Annotated in this window: 9 protein-coding genes and 1 pseudogene; 1 reads left to right on the plus strand and 9 read right to left on the minus strand. The window is 72.7% G+C overall.

Features of this window, described 5'->3' with window-relative positions; genetic code table 11:
- Positions 1–194 precede the first annotated feature (194 nt).
- From CW359_RS18385 to CW359_RS18420, 8 genes and pseudogenes are all read right to left on the minus strand, one after another.
- The gene (locus CW359_RS18385; protein WP_105971042.1) at positions 195–404 is read right to left on the minus strand and encodes a DUF5988 family protein; all 210 of its coding nucleotides are present in this window, start codon (positions 402–404) and stop codon (positions 195–197) included.
- Between the two features lie 20 nt (positions 405–424).
- Positions 425–643 carry a DUF6059 family protein gene (locus CW359_RS18390; protein WP_157968570.1) on the minus strand — a complete coding sequence of 73 codons (219 nt, stop codon included), beginning with the start codon at positions 641–643 and terminating at the stop codon, positions 425–427.
- A gap of 10 nt (positions 644–653) precedes the next feature.
- Positions 654–1112 (minus strand): allene oxide cyclase barrel-like domain-containing protein, encoded by a 459-nt coding sequence (locus tag CW359_RS18395; RefSeq protein WP_157968571.1) that lies wholly within the window; start codon positions 1110–1112, stop codon positions 654–656.
- A gap of 29 nt (positions 1113–1141) precedes the next feature.
- The gene (locus tag CW359_RS18400; RefSeq protein ID WP_105971045.1) at positions 1142–2206 is read right to left on the minus strand and encodes a methyltransferase; all 1065 of its coding nucleotides are present in this window, start codon (positions 2204–2206) and stop codon (positions 1142–1144) included.
- Positions 2196–3320, minus strand: coding sequence for an alpha/beta fold hydrolase (locus CW359_RS18405; RefSeq protein WP_198655272.1), 1125 nt, complete (start codon positions 3318–3320; stop codon positions 2196–2198). The genes CW359_RS18400 and CW359_RS18405 overlap by 11 nt, the downstream gene beginning before the upstream one ends.
- Positions 3317–3868 carry a 2-oxo acid dehydrogenase subunit E2 gene (locus tag CW359_RS18410; RefSeq protein WP_157968572.1) on the minus strand — a complete coding sequence of 184 codons (552 nt, stop codon included), beginning with the start codon at positions 3866–3868 and terminating at the stop codon, positions 3317–3319. Before CW359_RS18410 ends, CW359_RS18405 begins: the two co-directional genes overlap by 4 nt.
- 143 nt (positions 3869–4011) lie before the next feature.
- Positions 4012–9921: pseudogene (locus tag CW359_RS18415) on the minus strand (beta-ketoacyl synthase N-terminal-like domain-containing protein); the annotation flags it as partial.
- Positions 9918–10733 (minus strand): thioesterase II family protein, encoded by an 816-nt coding sequence (locus CW359_RS18420; RefSeq protein WP_157968573.1) that lies wholly within the window; start codon positions 10731–10733, stop codon positions 9918–9920. The pseudogene CW359_RS18415 and the gene CW359_RS18420, both read right to left, overlap by 4 nt.
- Before the next feature lie 163 nt (positions 10734–10896).
- On the opposite strand from CW359_RS18420, the gene CW359_RS18425 reads away from it, so the two are divergent.
- Positions 10897–12342 (plus strand): MDR family MFS transporter, encoded by a 1446-nt coding sequence (locus tag CW359_RS18425; protein ID WP_105971048.1) that lies wholly within the window; start codon positions 10897–10899, stop codon positions 12340–12342.
- Between the two features lie 52 nt (positions 12343–12394).
- Here CW359_RS18425 and CW359_RS18430 read toward each other — a convergent pair whose 3' ends face one another.
- A complete protein-coding gene (locus CW359_RS18430) occupies positions 12395–15562 on the minus strand; it encodes a non-ribosomal peptide synthetase (RefSeq protein ID WP_157968574.1) in 3168 nt (1055 codons plus the stop codon).
- Between the last annotated feature and the right edge of the window lie 109 nt (positions 15563–15671).

A 15671-nucleotide genomic window follows, 5' to 3' on the forward strand; every position in this document is an offset into this window, starting at 1 on the left:
AGCCTGCGAGATCCTCCTCGTTACCGTACCCACCGCCCTCGACGGCGCCGATCTCCGCCGCCAGGGCGACGGTACGTGGACAGCCCGCTTCACCTGCCTCGCCGAGACGTACGAGGCGCACCTCGACCGGGGCGGCATGATCGTGCACCGGGGCCGGTCTGGATGCCCGGTGTCACGCCTGTCCCGGTCGTGGTTCATTCAGCGATGGCGGTCCGTGCTGTCCACTGGAAGACCGGGAGTTCCTCGCCGTCGAGCGTCGTGTAGTCGCCTTGGTGGACGAAGTGTTCGTAGCTTGCGCCGAAGCGGTACTTGATTTTCTCGCCCAGTTCTTCGGTGAACTGGACGCGCTGGTCGGAGGGGAAGTAGGAGAGCCCTCCGACCAGCAGGACCTTGATCTGTGACATGGTGAACACCTCCGTGTGGTTCAGGCCGGATCGCGCAGTTGTCGTTGGAGTGCCTTCTCGGCGCGGCTCAGGGGCAGGTCGCGGCGGACCCGTTCCGGGTGCCGTGGGCCGGGGTCGGCCGCGGTGGGTGTCTGCTCGGGGAGGTCCAGGACGGCGTACGACAGCTTTCCGGAGGCGACCAGGCTCTCCCAGAGCAGGCGCAGACAGCCGCGGGCGATCACCTTGAGGGGACGCAGCATGTCGGGCATCTCACCCGGCGCTCAGTTCCCACTTGGCGTCGATGGGGAACGCCGGGTCCGTCAGGGACGTGATCCGGAAGTTCCGGTGGCCGGTCATGCCGAGGTAGCGTCCGCTGGTGCCCTCCGCCCGGTAGCCGAGCCACCGCTGCTGGAGTACCTCGGTGCGGTCGACGAGTCCCGAGGCGGCGATCGTGCCGTCGGGGAGCGAGATCTGCTCCGAGACCTGCTCGATGAAGTGACCGGTCTCGGGGTCCTCGTAGAGGATCACCATGGTCCCCACGGTCGTGCCGATGGCCTTTCCCTCGGCGTCGAACACGTCGCACCAGTAGGTGGCCATCGTCCCGGGGCCCCAGGTGTGAGGCGGGGTCGCGACGTTGAGTTCGCTCTTGGTGATCTTCTCGACGACTTCGACGACGATCTGCCGCTCGGCGGGCACGGTGGTGGTCACGGACGTTGTCTCTGCTGACATGGTTGTCCTTCCTGGCTCTGCGGAGCTTTCTAGCGGGGGGCTTCGGTCGTGGTGCGGACCGTGGCGTCGTACACGTTGTGGCCGGTGGGCAGGGGGTGGACGGACCGGACGTCGAAGCCCGCCGCGTCGAGCAGGCCGCGCATGCCCTCCTCGGAGAGGCCGTGCATGCCCTCCTCGCAAGCCACCATCTGGAACAGCTCGCGGGCCGCGTCGAAGTCCTGCGTGATGGGCGGTTCGATCACCAGCAGGTGCGGGACGGGGGTGTCGGCGCCCTGTTTCTGTGCTGTGGTCGTCATGGCCCGGGCGACCGTGCCGAGGATGCGCCTGCCGCTTTCGAAGGCCCAGTCGCGCAGGACGTTCTTGAGCAGGTAGAGGTCGCCGCCGGCCGGCACCGCCTGGAAGAAGTCCGCGGGTTCGAAGGTCAGCCGGTCGGCGAGCCCGCTGTCGGGGGACTTCGCGAGGTCGGCGGCAGCCCGCTCGCAGACGCTGTGCCGGTCGGTGCTGACGCCCTTGACGTCCGGGAGCGACCGGAGGATTCCCCGCAGCATCGCGCCGCCACCGCCGCCTACGTCGACGATCGTGCCGACTCCGGAGAAGTCACGGGCCCGCAGGAGGGAGACGGCCACCGGGCGGGCCAGTTCCACCATCGCCAGGTCGAACACCCGGGCCGCTTCGGGGTCCCTCTCGAAGTGTTCGAAGATCGAGGCGCCGAAGACCTTCTGGAATCCCGACTTGCCCGTGCTGACGGTGTGCTGGAGGGCGCCGAAGGCGTCGTCGTAGGTCTCGGCGAACAGCATGACGGTGTGGCGGAGGGAGAGCGGGTGGTCGGTGCGCAGTTGCTGGAACGGCTCGGTGATGCCGAAGGCTCCGTCGGCGTCCCGCTCGGCGGCACCGACGAAGACGAGGGCCCGCAGCAGCCGGAGCATCACGTCGGGGTCGGAGCCGGTGCGTTCGGCGATCTCCGTGTGCGGCAGGTGTCCGCCGTCGAGGATGTCGGCGATGCCGAGCCGGGCCGTGACGGCCAGGGCGCGGGAGAACCAGCCTCCGATGGCCAGTTGGCCGACCGCCATCGCGTGTTTCTGCTCAGCTTCCATGGCCTGCGGTTCCTTTCGCTGGGACGTTGGGTGAGGTGCTGTGCGGCGGTGCGAGGGCGCGCAGCCGCAGCAGGGCGAGTGCGGTGGTGAGGAGCGCGGTGCGGACCCGGTGGCCGCCGGTCAGCTCCAGCAGGGAGCGCACCACCCAGAGGCGGGACTCGGTGAGGTGGTGCGGTGAGCCGTGGACGTCGTCGTTCTCCCGGATCCGCAGTCGGGGCAGGTGCCGGCGCAGGACCGCGGTCTCGCCGGGCGGCACGATCTCGTCGCGGCGGCTGACCAGGTAGTGCACGGGGACGGTGACCCGGTCCAGGGTGGCGCCGTCGATCGCCCACTCGGTCAGGTCGTCGGTGGGACGGCCCGTCAGATGGGTGAGGGAGTCGGTGGTCAGGCGTGGGACCCCGGCCCGCCAGCCGGTGTCCGTGAAGAACTCGGTCACCGGCGCGCCCGCGGTGACGATGCCGCGCAGTCGGTGGTCGTGGGCGGCGCAGCGCAGGGCGAGATGGCCGCTGAAGCTGAGGCACACGGCGTAGGAGCGGGTGATGTCGCAGCGGCCGGCGACCGTGTCGAGGACGTCGGAGAGCATCCGCCAGGCGGCCGGGGTGTAGGGGACGGTGTTCTCGCCGACGCCGGGCATCTCGGTGGCGACGGCGGCGAAGCCCTGTTCGGCGATGAGCGGCAGCAGCGGCGCCCACTGCTCCTTGATGCTCACCTGGCCGCCCATCAGCACCACGAGCGGTCGGTCGCCTCCCGCGGACAGGCCGGTGGTCCAGCATCTGATCTCGCCGTCCGGGGTGGGCACGGTGAGCGGTTCGATGCCGGTGCCCGCCAGCCGCCAGCGGTCGAACACTGCGACGCAGTGGTCGTGGGAGCGCCGGCGTGCGGGGCCGTCGACGTAGGGGAAGCGGGCGAGGTTGTAGGCGCGGCACGCGTCCGGGAGCCGTCCGGCCCGCTCGTGGCGTTCGCCCTCGGCGTGCCAGCGCGCGGTCCAGGAGTCGGGGTCGCCCTCGTCGTCGGTTCGCACGGTCCGGGCGACCCTGCGGTACTGCTCGGCGGACATGCCCTGGACCCGGGCGTGCAGGAGCAGGTACGCCTTGAGTTCCTCGACGTCGTTCACGACACGGCCTGTTGTGTGCGGCGGCCCGGGGCGGTCTCGGTGGTGGTCGGCGGTGCGGGCGTGAAGGTCTGCAGGCGTGCCTTCAGTTCCTTCAGGACGTCCGCGGCCTCGGCTCCGTCGATCACTCGGTGGTCGAACGTCAGGGAGAGCCGCATGATCGGGGCGACGAGCACCTGCCCGTCGGGGGTGGCGACCGGGCGGTGCACGACGCGTCCGACGCCGAGGGTGACGGTCGTACCGCCCATGGAGTGGAAGCCGTCGACGACGCTGTGCCCGAGCGAGGTGACGGCTAAGGTGCCCAGCAGGCGGGTCCGGTGGCGCGGGGAGGCGGTCGCGGCGCGGAAGGCGGCGTAGCCCAGGAGTGCGGGGAGGCGGGTCAGCCGCCACAGCGGGGCGAACTCCGGAAGGTCCGTGGGGTCTTCGTCGCGGAAGCGGTCCACCTGCCGCCGGATGGTGTCCAGTTCGGCGGTGTGCAGGTCGGGCACGACGGTGGCGAGGACGATCCGCCGGCCGTTCACGGTCTTGTCGAGGGCCAGCTTTCCGTGCACGGAGGCGGGTGTGTGGATTCGCGGTACGAGGCCGCCGCGCACGAGGGAGTTGGCCTCGGGGTGCTCGGCGAGGACCCGGCCGGCCGCCTGCAGGACGTAGCTGACGACGGAGTAGCGGGTGCCGTCGGCGCGCCGGGTCTCTCGGTGTGGGAGGCGTAGTCCACCGCGATCCGGCGGCAGTCGACGCCGTCCGCGCGGCACGCGGCGACGAACTCGTCGAGCGCCGTCGCGTCCCCCGCGACGACGGTGGCGGTCGGGCCGTTCTCGGCGGCGACGCCGATCCGGTCCGGCCAGGGGGTGAGGCGGGCCCGGGTGTCGTCCGCAGAGAGCGGTACGGAGACCATGCCTCCGCTGCCCGCGAGTTCGGCGACCGCCCGGCTGCGCAGGGCCACCACCTTCGCCGCGTCGTCGAGGGACAGCGCCCCGGCGACGTACGCCGCCGCGACCTCCCCCTGGGAGTGCCCGATCACCGCGTCCGGTTCGAGGCCCAGCGAACGCCAGAGGTCGGCCAGCGACACCATCACGGCCCACAGGGCGGGCTGGACGACGTCGACGCGGTCCAGTCCGGGCGCGCCGGGTTCCTCGCGCAGGACGGCTGTCAGCGACCAGTCGGTGTACGGGGCGAGCGCGTGTTCGCAGGCGGTGATGCCGGCGGCGAACACGGGTGCGGTGTCGAGGAGTTCGCGGGCCATGCCGGTCCACTGGGAGCCCTGGCCGGGGAAGACGAACACGGTCCTGGCCGGGGTGCCGTGGCCGGTCACGACGTGCGGGGCGGGCTCGTCGGCGGCCAGTGCGGTCAGGCCGCTGAGCAGGTCGGCGCGGTCCTCGCCGACGACGGCGGCGCGGTGCTCGAACGCCGTACGGGTGACGGCCAGCGAGTACGCGAGGTCCCCGGCGTCGAGGCCGGGATCGGCCGCAACACGTTCGCGCAGGGCGGCGGCAGAGGCCCGCAGCGCCGGCTCGGTCCTCGCGGACAGCGGCCAGACCATCGGCCGGGACGGCACGGGGTCCGGGCGGTCGGGGCCGGGCGCGTCCTCGGGCGACGCGGGCGCCTCCTCGATGATGACGTGGGCGTTCGTGCCGCTGATGCCGAAGGAGGAGACGCCGGCCCTACGGAGGCGGTCGTCGGAGGCCGGCCAGGGCACGGGGTCGGTGAGGAGCGAGACCGCGCCGGAGGACCAGTCGACGTGCGGGGACGCCTCGTCGACGTGGAGGGTCCTCGGCAGCAGTCCGTGCCGCAGGGCCTGCACCATCTTGATGACCCCGCCGACGCCCGCGGCGGCCTGGGCGTGGCCGATGTTCGACTTCAGCGAGCCCAGCCGCAGTGGCCGGCCGGGGTCCCGGTCGTGTCCGTAGGTCGCCAGGAGCGCACCGGCCTCGATGGGGTCACCGAGGCGCGTTCCGGTGCCGTGGGCCTCCACGGCGTCGATGTCGGCGGCGGTCAGCCGGGCGGCGGCGAGCGCCTGGCGTATGACGCGTTCCTGGGACGGGCCGTTCGGCGCGGTGAGGCCGTTGCTCGCGCCGTCGGAGTTGACCGCGCTGCCGCGCAGCACGGCGAGGACGGGGTGGCCCTCGCGGCAGGCGTCCGAGAGGCGTTCCAGGACGAGCATGCCCGCGCCCTCGGCCCAGGCCGTGCCGTCGGCGGCTGCGGCGAACGCCTTGCAGCGGCCGTCCGGCGCGAGCCCCTGCTGGGTGCCGAACTCCACGAACATGCCGGGGTTGGCGAGTACAGCGACCCCGCCGGCCAGGGCGAGCGTGCACTCGCCCTGCCGCAGCGCCTGCGCCGCCAGATGCAGCGCGACCAGCGACGACGAGCACGCGGTGTCCACGGTGACCGCCGGTCCCTCGAAACCGAGGACGTACGAGATACGCCCGGAGGCCACACTGGCAGTGGTCCCGGTGAGCAGGTAGCCCTCGTGGCCGCCCGCCTCCTCGTACAGACGGGGCCCGTAGTCCTGGGACATCGCCCCGACGAACACGCCGACCGGTCGTCCGCACAGCCCGGTCGGATCGAGCCCGGCTCGTTCGAGCGCCTCCCACGAGGTCTCCAGGAGCAGGCGCTGCTGCGGGTCCATGGCGGTGGCCTCGCGCGGGTTGATCCCGAAGAACCCCGGGTCGAACCGGTCTGCGTCGTGGAGGAATCCGCCCCGGTCGACGTAGGTGGTGCCGGGGCGTCGGCGGCCGGGGTCGAAGAGGGCGTCGAGGTTCCAGCCACGATTGTCCGGGAAGCCGGAGATCGCGTCGGTCCCGCCCGCCACCAGGTCCCACAGATCCTCGGGCGAGCGCACCCCTCCGGGGTAACGGCAGCTCATCGCGACGACGGCGATCGGCTCGTCCACGACCGGGCGACCGTGCACCGGCATGTCCTCGACGGCTCCGGTGCCCAGCAGTTCCGTGCGCAGATGCCCGGCGAGCGCGGTGGGCGTGGGGTGGTTGTAGAGCAGGGCGGCCGGAAGGGCGAGCCCGGTCGCGGCTGCCAACTGCTCCCGCATCTCGACGGCCGCCAGCGAGTCGAACCCGAGTTCCTTGAAGGTCGCCGAGGGGTCGACCGTCCCGGGGCCGACGTGTCCGAGCACGATCGCGACGCCGGTACGGACCAGCTCCAGTACGGTGTGCAGCTGCTCGGCCTCGCCCAGTCCGGCGAGCTGTGCCCCGAGGCCCTGCGGGGCGTCGGGCTCCGCGCCGCCGGGAGGCGCGACGGGCGCGGGTGGGGGTGGGGTGTCCTCTGCGACGGGGGCGCCGATCCAGTGGCTGCGGCGCTGGAAGGCGTAGGTCGGCAACCCGACAGCGCGGGCTCGCGGACCGAACAGCGCGTGCCAGTCGACGTCGGCGCCGTGGACGTGCAGTCCCGCGAGCGCGGAGGTGAGGGACCGGTTCTCGGCGCCGTCCCGCAGCCCGGCCAGGCAGACGCCGTCGGGGAGGCAGGCTCGCAGGCTCACGGTGAGGGCGCGGCCGGGGCCGATTTCGGCGAAGATCCGCGCGCCCCGCGCATGTGCGGCGACCGCCGCGTCGGCGAACCGTACCGGGCGGCGCACATGATCGACCCAGTAGTCCGGCCCGCTCATCTCGTCGCCGATCTCGGCGCCCAGCACTGTGGAGACGATCGGCAGCCGGGGCGGGGCATGGTCCAGCCCGGCGACGACCGCGCGGAAGTCGTCGAGCATCGGGGCCATCAGCGGGGAGTGGAAAGCGTGGCTGACCGTCAGGCGCCTGGTCCGGCGGCCCAGGTCGCGGAAGTGGGCGACGACCGACTCCACGGCGTCCGCCGCACCCGAGAGCACGACGGCGGAGGGCCCGTTGACCGCCGCGATGCCGATGTCGTCCCGCCCGGCCGGACCGATCCGGTCCCGGACCTCCGCCTCGCCCGACTCCACGGCGACCATGGCCCCACCACCCGGCAGCGCCTGCATGAGCCGACCGCGCGCCGTGATGAGCGCCGCCGCGTCCGGGACGGAGAACACCCCGGCGACATGCGCGGCGGCGACCTCACCGATGGAGTGCCCGACCAGCACACCGGGCCGCACGCCCCAGTGCTCCATCAGCCGGTACAGCGCGACTTCCAGGGCGAACAGCGCGGGCTGCGTGTACTGCGTCTCGTCGAGCAACCCGGCCTCTGCGGTACCCTCACCGGCCCACAACACGCTGCGCAGAGGCAGCGGCAGATGCCGGTCCAACTGGACACAGACCTCGTCGAAAACAGCCGCGAACACCGGCTGAGCCGCGTACAGCTCACGCCCGCTCCCGAGCCGCTGCGCCCCCTGCCCCGGGAACACGAACGCCACATCACCGCCCCCGACAACACCCCGGCTCACCTGCGCGGCCGACCTCCCGTGCGCGAGCGCGTCGAGCCCGTCGAGCAGGCCCGCACGATCGGCCCCGGTGACTGCTGCACGGTGCTTGAACACGGTCCGGGTGGTGGCGAGGGCGAGCCCGACATCCGCCGGGTCCAGCCCGGGGTGACGGCGCACATGATCGGCCAGCCGGTCGGCCTGGGCGGCCAGCGCGGCTTCGGTGCGGCCGGAGAGCACCCAGGGGGCCACGGTGGGTGGTGGGTCGGCGGGGGCGGGCGAGCCGTCTTTGCGGGGGGAGCCGGTGTCCTCGGAGGGCACCCCGGGCTGCTGACGCACGCGGTCGGCCGACGCGGACTCCGTACCGCCGGGAAGCCCCCCGTGCGTTCCGGCCGACGCCGGATCGGCGGAGGCCGATGGGCCCTCGGTGCGGGCGGAGGCGAGGCGGGGACCGGTGTCCTCCGGGGTCGCCCCGGGCTGTCGGCGCACGCGATCGGCCGGCCGATCGGCCCCGGCAGGGGCCGATGAACCGTCGGCACAGGTGGAGGGGAGGGAGGACCCGGCATCCGCCGGGGCCGCTGCTGGCTGACGGCGTACAGGGTCGGCCGATCGGTCGGCCTCGGCCGATCGGTCGGCCTCGGCCGCTTCGGTGCGGCCGGGGAGCGCCCGCTGTGTCTTGGACGGTGCCGGATCGGCGTGGGCTGGTGAGTCGCCGGTCCGGAAGGTCGCCGGGGTGATGCCCGCACCCTCCGGGGCCGCCTCGGGCCGATGATCGGCGTGATCGGCCGTCCGATCGACCTCGGCAGCCAGCCCGGCCTCCGTACGGCCCAAGAGCCACCACGGCGCCGTAGCCGGTGCCGGGTCGACGGAAGCCGGTGAATCGCCCGTCCGGGCGGTGGCCGGGGTGATGCCCGCAGCCGCCGGGGGCACCTCGGGCCGACGCCGTACCCGGTCGACGGGCCGATCCGCCCCGCTGATGTCGGAGCGCGCCCGCGGCGCCGCAGTCCCGGCGGCATCGGGTTCGCGTACCACCACATGGCAGTTGGTGCCGCCCATGCCGAAGGAGCTGATGCCCGCGAGGGGGCGTCCGGGCGGCCAGGGTGTGCGCTCGGTCTGTACTCGCAGGCACAGTTCGGTCAAGGGGATGTCGGGGGGCGGCTCCGTGAAGTGGAGGCTCGGTGGGATCTCCCGGTGGGCGATGCTCAGGGCGACCTTGAGCAGGCCGACGATCCCGGCGGCGCCCTCCAGGTGCCCGACATTGGTCTTGGCGGAGCCGACCAGAAGGGGGTCACCGGGCGCCCTGGAGGCGGCGAACACGCTGCCGAGCGCCGTCGCCTCGACGGGGTCGCCGACCTTCGTGCCGGTGCCGTGCAGTTCGACGTACGCGACGTCCGACAGGTCGGCGCCGGCCCGTTCGTACGCCGTGCGCAGCACGTCCCGCTGGCCTGCGGCGCTGGGCACGGTGAGGCTCTCGGTGGCGCCGTCGTTGTTCATCGCGGTGCCCGTGATCACGCAGTACACGCGGTTCCCGTCGGCGAGGGCGGCCGACAGCGGCTTGAGGACCACGACGCCGCCGCCCTCGCCCCGGACGTAGCCGTTGGCCCGCGCGTCGAAGGTGTGGCAGCGCCCGTCCGGGGAGAGGCCGCCGAACTTCAGGGCGCCCATGGTGCTCTCGGGCAGGAGGTTCAGGTTGACGCCGCCGGTGATCGCGAGTGTGGACTCGCCCCGGCCGAGGCTCTCGCAGGCCATGTGGACGGCGGCCAGCGAGGAGGACTGCCCGGTGTCCACCGCCACGCTCGGTCCGTGCAGGCCCAGGAGGTAGGAGACGCGGTTGGCGATGATGCTGCGCTGCGATCCGGTGAGGGTGTGCCGGTCGACGGCTGCCATGCCGTGCCGGCGCAGCAGGGCCGCGTAGTCGTCCCAGATGGCGCCGGCGAACACACTGGTGCGGCTGCCGTGCAGGGTGGCGGGCACGATGCCCGCGTCCTCCAGGGCCTCCCAGCTCAGTTCGAGCATGAGTCGCTGCTGCGGGTCCATGGTGACGGCCTCGCGCGGGGACACGCCGAAGAACTCGGCGTCGAAGCCGTCCACGCGGTCGAGGAACCCGCCGAACCTGTGCGGCAGCAGGTCGCTCTCCCAGCGGCCCGGGGGTGCCTCGGTGACGGCGTCGGTCCCGTCGCGGAGCAGTCGCCAGAAGCCCTGGGGGTCGGCCGCGCCGGGCAGTCGGCAGGCGAGGCCGACGACGGCGATCTCCAGTGCGCTCATCGGGTGCTCCCTTCCCGTACGGCAAGTCGCAGGACGGCTTCGGCGACCCCGGCCGCGAACTGCCTGCCCGCCGAGCCGACCAGGAAGAAGTGACCTCCCGGCAGCCGGTGCAGGGCGAACTCCCCGTTGCCGTGCTCGGCCCAGGCCGCCGCCTCGCTGCGGGCGACCAGCGGGTCCGTGGTGCCGTGGAACGCCTCGACCGGCCAGGGCCGGGGGGCGGCCGGGGTGCGTACCCGGCTCGCGCACAGCCGCAGGTCCTCGCGGGTGAGGCCGAGCGCGGCGGCGACCCGTTCGGGGTGGGCGAGGAGTTCGGCGGGGAGTCCGCCGCAGGTGACCATCTGTGCGCGCAGGGCGTCGTCGGGCTGGGCGTGCGCCGCGGCGAAGGCCGCAGGCAGATGGGGGGCGCGGCAGGCGCCGGCGAGCAGCCGGAGCGGGGTGCGGGCTCCGCGCGCGGCCCGGCGGACCGCGAGGTCGTGGGCGACGAGGGCGCCCATGCTGTGGCCGTAGAAGGCGTAGGGGCGGTCGAGGTACGGGTCCAGCTGGGCGTCGAGGTCCGCGACGAGGGCGGTCAGGTCGGCACGCAGAGGGTCGCGCAGCCGTCGTTCGCGGCCGGGCGGTTGCACGGGGACGACGTTCACCCGGTCGGCCAGCACGTTGCGCAGGAGCGTGAAGACGGACGCGGAGCCGCCCGCGTGGGGGAAGCAGAACAGCCGTGGGCGCTCGTCGTCGGCCGGCCGTACGGACAGGTACGGCGTGAGCGTGCCCGCTTCGTGGCGCTGGGGCGCCGGGGCCTCGAGTCGGTTCTGAAGCACTGCCGCCTCCGGGAGCTGGGGTCGCGTCATCGTGACGGCCGCCGCCAAACCCGGTCTAAGGCGGCCCGTTGACCCCCTCTTGGTTGACTTCCTCCCACGTTTAGATACGGTGAGTCTCCTATCTTAGATACGGTGAGTTTCCTAACTGGAGAGGAGTCGGCTGATGCCTGAAGCCCAGACCAAAGAACGTCTTGATCCGGCACTGCTGAAACTGGCCGGGATCCTCGTCATCGGCGGTCTCGCGCCCCTGCTCGACACCACGATCGTCAACGTCGCCATCGACGGGCTGAGCCGCCAGCTGCACAGCACGGTGACGACCGTGCAGTGGGTCAGCACCGGCTATCTGCTCGCCTTCGCCATGGCGATCCCGGCCACCGGCTGGGCCACCGACCGCTTCGGCGCCAAGCGGGTGTGGATGTGGTCCCTGGCCCTGTTCCTGCTGACCTCCGCGGCGGCCGGCGCGGCCTGGAGCATCGGCAGCCTCATCACCATCCGGGTGCTACAGGGCATCGCGGGCGGCTTCATGCAGCCCGTGCTGCAGATCATGCTGGTCCGCTCGGCGGGACCCCGCAGGCTCGGCCGTATCCTGACCGTGGTCACTCTGGCCGCCGTCATCGCGCCCATCCTCGGCCCGGTGCTCGGCGGCCTGATCATCAGCAACGCCAGCTGGCGCTGGATCTTCTACGTCAACGTGCCCCTGTGCCTTATCGCCCTGCTGCTCGCCTGGCGTCACCTGCCCGCCCAGGAGGCCCGCACCGGCAAGCGGCTGGACGTCATGGGCATCGCCCTGCTGTCGCCCGCGCTGGCCGCCGTGGTGTACGGGTTCACGGAGGTCGGGCGCGACGGCGGCCTCGACCGGGCCCGGTCGGTCGTGCCGCTGGTCGGCGGGGCGCTGCTCCTGGTGCTCTTCCTGGTGTACAGCCTGCGCAAGCCGGACGCCGTACTGGACGTACGCCTGTTCCGGGTGCGCTCGTTCTCGATGTGCGCGGTCCTGCTGTTCCTCGCCGGTCTCTCGCTGTACGGCGCGATCCTGTTGCTGCCGCTGTACTACCAGCAGATCCGGGGCGAGACGGCGTTGACGGCGGGCCTCCTGCTGGCGCCCCAGGGTCTCGGCGCGCTGCTGACCCGCTGGGCGGGCGGGCTCACCGACCGGATCGGCGCCAAGCCGATCGTGGTGTCCGGCATGCTGCTGGCCCTGGTGGGGACCCTGGCGTACACCCAGGTCGGGACGGACACCAGCAACTGGTACCTCGGTGCCGCCCTGGTCGTGCGCGGCGCGGGGCTGGGCGCCGCGACCGTGGCGATCGTGACCGGGGCCTATGTGGACCTGACGCCGGACGACATCCCGAACGCGACCACGGTGATCCGGATCATGCAGCAGCTGGGCGGCTCCTTCGGCACGGCCGCGCTGGTGGTGATCCTGACGCACGAGACGACGGGCGGCACGCTCGCCGACCGCGCGGCCGGGTTCGGGACGACCTTCTGGTGGGTGACGGGCTTCAGCGTCCTGGCGCTCGTCCCGGCGCTGCTGCTGCCGTCCCGCAAGGCGGCCCGCGCCGCGAAGGAGGCGGTGGCGGGCCCCGCCGGGCAGCCCGCCGGTACGAAGTGAGGCAGGGCGCGGTGCCCCCGGAGGCGAGCCGGGGACACCGCGGGTCCGGGAGTCAGGAAGCCGTCGCCCGGAGGGCCGCCGGCCCGCTCATCCGCTCGGCCAGTGCGGCCGGTGTGGGGGCGGCGAAGAGATCGGCGAGTTTCAGGGTGACGCCGGTGGCGTTCTCCAGCCGCTGGAGCAACTGGGCACCGAGCAGGGAGTGGCCGCCGTGCGTGAAGAAGTTGGTCTCCGGGTCGATGTCGTCCCGGTCGAGCAACTCCCGCCACAACCCGACGAGTTCCTCGACGGTGCCGTCCGCCGCCACCGCCGCACCGGCGGCCCGCGCGGAGTCCGCGGCGCCCGTGCGGTCCGCAGCTGCCAGCACCTCCAGGGCCACGTAGTCGACCTTCTCGTTGGCGCTGACCGGGAGGGCGTCCAGGACGACGAATTCCTGCGGCAGCGCGGCTCGGGGCAGTTCGGTGCGGGCGTACGCCCACAGGTCGTCCGACACGTCCCCCTCCCCGGTGCTCTCCACGAAGGCGACCAGGTGCGCGTCGGCGCTGCGGTCGCCGACCACGACCACCGCCACCGCCCGCACCAGGGGATGGCCGAGCAGGATGGCCTCGACCTCGCCGAGTTCGATGCGGTTGCCGCGCAGCTTGACCTGGCGGTCCGCACGGCCGAACAGCTCCAGTGTCCCGTCGGCCCGCCAGCGCCCGAGGTCTCCGGTGCGGTAGTAGCGGCCGTGCACGGGATGCGTGCCGAAGCGCTCGCCGGTCAGCTCCGGCCGGTTGTGGTAGCCGAGCGCGACACCGGCGCCGGCCACCCGCAGTTCGCCGCGCACACCCACGGGCAGTTCGCGGCCGTCGGGGGCGGTCACCATGACGCGGGTGTTGCGGATCGGGATACCGATGTCGAGCCGCTCGTCGGGCAGTCGGGCGGGGTCGGTGAGGACCGACCAGGTGCACCAGGTGACGGTCTCGGTGGGCCCGTAGGCGTGGTGCACCTCGCTGCCGGCGTCCAGCAGCCGGCGTATCAGCTCCACCGGCACGGTCTCGCCGCCGGTGACCACACGGCGTCCGGCGAGGTGCGGGGCCACTCGGTCCAGGACCAGGCGCCAGGTGGTGGGGGTGGCCTGGATGATGTCCGGCCGGTACCGGAGGACGGTGTCGAGGAGCACCTGGCCGTCGACCCGGGCCTCGTCCGGGGCGATCACGATGCGTCCGCCCGACCAGAGCGGGGTGTACAGCTCCAGGTTGGCCATGTCGAAGGCGAACGTCGTCATCCACAGCGTGGCGTCGGCGGCGGTCGTGTGCAGGCGGTCCTCGTAGTCGGCCGCGATGTTGGCGATGCTGCGATGGGTGATCAGCGCTCCCTTGGGCTTTCCGCTGGTCCCGGAGGTGTAGATCAGATAGGCGGGATCCGAGGGGGCGACCGGCGGATGGAACTCGCCGGGCGGGACGTCCGAGGGGTGCTCGGGGATCGGGGACAGCGGCAGCCTGGGCAGGTCCGGGCCGGCGGCGGTGTCCAGGTCGCGGTCGGTGACCAGGACCTTGGCTCCGGAGTCGGTGAGCAGGTGGTGGACGCGCTGGGCGGGGTGCTCCGGGTCGACCGGCAGATAGGCGGCCCCGGCGAGCCAGGTGCCGAGGGCGGTCGCGATCAGCTCGGGGGTGCGGGCCGCGGCGATGGCGACGATGTCCCCCGGGCCCACTCCCCCGGCCGTGAGCGCGTCCCGGGCGGCCACCGCGCCGGCCCACAGGCCGCGGTAGGTCACCGTACGGTCCTGGTAATGGACGGCCACGGCGTCGGGCGCGGCCACGACCAGTGCGTGCACGGCGGCGAGCACGGTGGCGGGGCGCACCTCGGCGTCGGTGTCGTTGGCCGCGTCGATCACCTTCCGGTCGTGGCCGCTCCACACCCGCAGCTCACCGGTCGGCACGTCCAGCACCTCGGGGAGGGTCTCCAGCAGGGCCTCGTAGCGCAGCAGCAGTGCCTCGGCGTCGTCCCGTGAGAGGTGGTCCGTGCAGTACCGGGCGATGACGCGGAGGGTGTCCGTCGCGGACGCGACGAAGAACTCCAGGTCGAACTTGTTGAAGCCGTTCTCCACCAGCACCGGCCGGGCGGGGACGCCACCGAGTTCGAAGTCCGGCAGCCCGAGGCCGGGGAAGTAGTTGAACAGATGCCGGTAGAGCCGGTTGCGCCAGGACGACCCGGCACGCGGCACCAGGTCCGGGATGCTGTCCACGGGTACGTCGGCATGCCCGAGTCCACCGAAGAAGGCGTCCCTGGCCCTGAGCACCAGCGTCCGGAAGCTCTCCGCCGGGTCGGTGAACAGGCGCAGCGGCAGCACGTTGGTGTGGTGGCCCACCGCACGCGGGTCCTCGCGCGGACGGACGCTCACCGGGGAGCCGACGGTGATGTCGGGTCCGGCGCCGTGTGCGGCGAGCAGCACGTAGTAGGCGGTGAGCAGGACGACCGCCTCCGGTGCGCGGAGTTCGCCCTGGAGGCGCCGTACGGTCGCCCGGGCCGTGTCGGACAGGACGCGGGTGATCTGGTCGCCGGCCAGGGTCGGTTCCCCGGCATCGGGGGTGCCGCACCACAGGGCCGGCCCGGCCGGGTCGAAGCCGGCCAGTTGCGTACGCCAGTACTCCAGGCTCTCCGGTTTCGGTTCGGGTTCGGTGTACGGGGCGACGGGGACGAGCAGTTCGGGGGGTACGGGCTCCCCCGCGACCAGGTGGTTGTAGGCCGCGACCAGTTCTTCGAGGATGCGGGTCGCGGAGATGATGTCGTAGACGAGGTGGTGGAAGGCGACGCAGAAGACGTCGCCCGCGGGCCGCCGGAACAGCGCGGCGCGCAGCAGTGGTCGCCCGTCGAGCGGGAACCTGCGGTTGACGAACGGGCGCAGTCCGCGCTCCAGGCCGTCCTCGTCGGCGGTGAGCCCGGTGATCTCCTCGACGTCGGCGGTGAACCGCTCGGGCGGCAGGACGGTCTTCATCAGGTCGGCGCCGGTGGCCAGGTAGACGGTGCGCAGCACCTCGTGGCGGTCGACCAGCACGGTCAGGGCGCCGCGCAGGGCGGAGGCGTCCAGGGCGCCGTCGGCCTGGAACGCCAGGGAGAGGTTGTTGGGCGAGGCGTCGGGGACGAGCCGTTCCAACAGCCACATGGCTTCTTCCTTGCGCGTGGCCGCGGTGAGGTCACGCGGGGTACCGAGCGCGGTTCCGGAATCGCTTGCAGGACTCAACGGATTTTCCTCCCAGGTAGCGGTGCCGAACCTGTCGTACCGACAACGACCTTTTTCGCGAAGGTACAAGGAAAAGAGGCGGGCTCATCGGAAACCCCTCTCGATAAGG

This window comes from Streptomyces geranii (genome assembly GCF_002954775.1).
Lineage (GTDB): Bacteria > Actinomycetota > Actinomycetes > Streptomycetales > Streptomycetaceae > Streptomyces > Streptomyces geranii.

Coding starts and splice junctions, on each gene's coding strand:
- CW359_RS18385 (WP_105971042.1), bottom strand. CDS start 404: ATGTCACAGATCAAGGTCCTGCTGGTCGGAGGGCTCTCCTACTTCCCC.
- CW359_RS18390 (WP_157968570.1), bottom strand. CDS start 643: ATGCTGCGTCCCCTCAAGGTGATCGCCCGCGGCTGTCTGCGCCTGCTC.
- CW359_RS18395 (WP_157968571.1), bottom strand. CDS start 1,112: ATGTCAGCAGAGACAACGTCCGTGACCACCACCGTGCCCGCCGAGCGG.
- CW359_RS18400 (WP_105971045.1), bottom strand. CDS start 2,206: ATGGAAGCTGAGCAGAAACACGCGATGGCGGTCGGCCAACTGGCCATC.
- CW359_RS18425 (WP_105971048.1), top strand. CDS start 10,897: ATGCCTGAAGCCCAGACCAAAGAACGTCTTGATCCGGCACTGCTGAAA.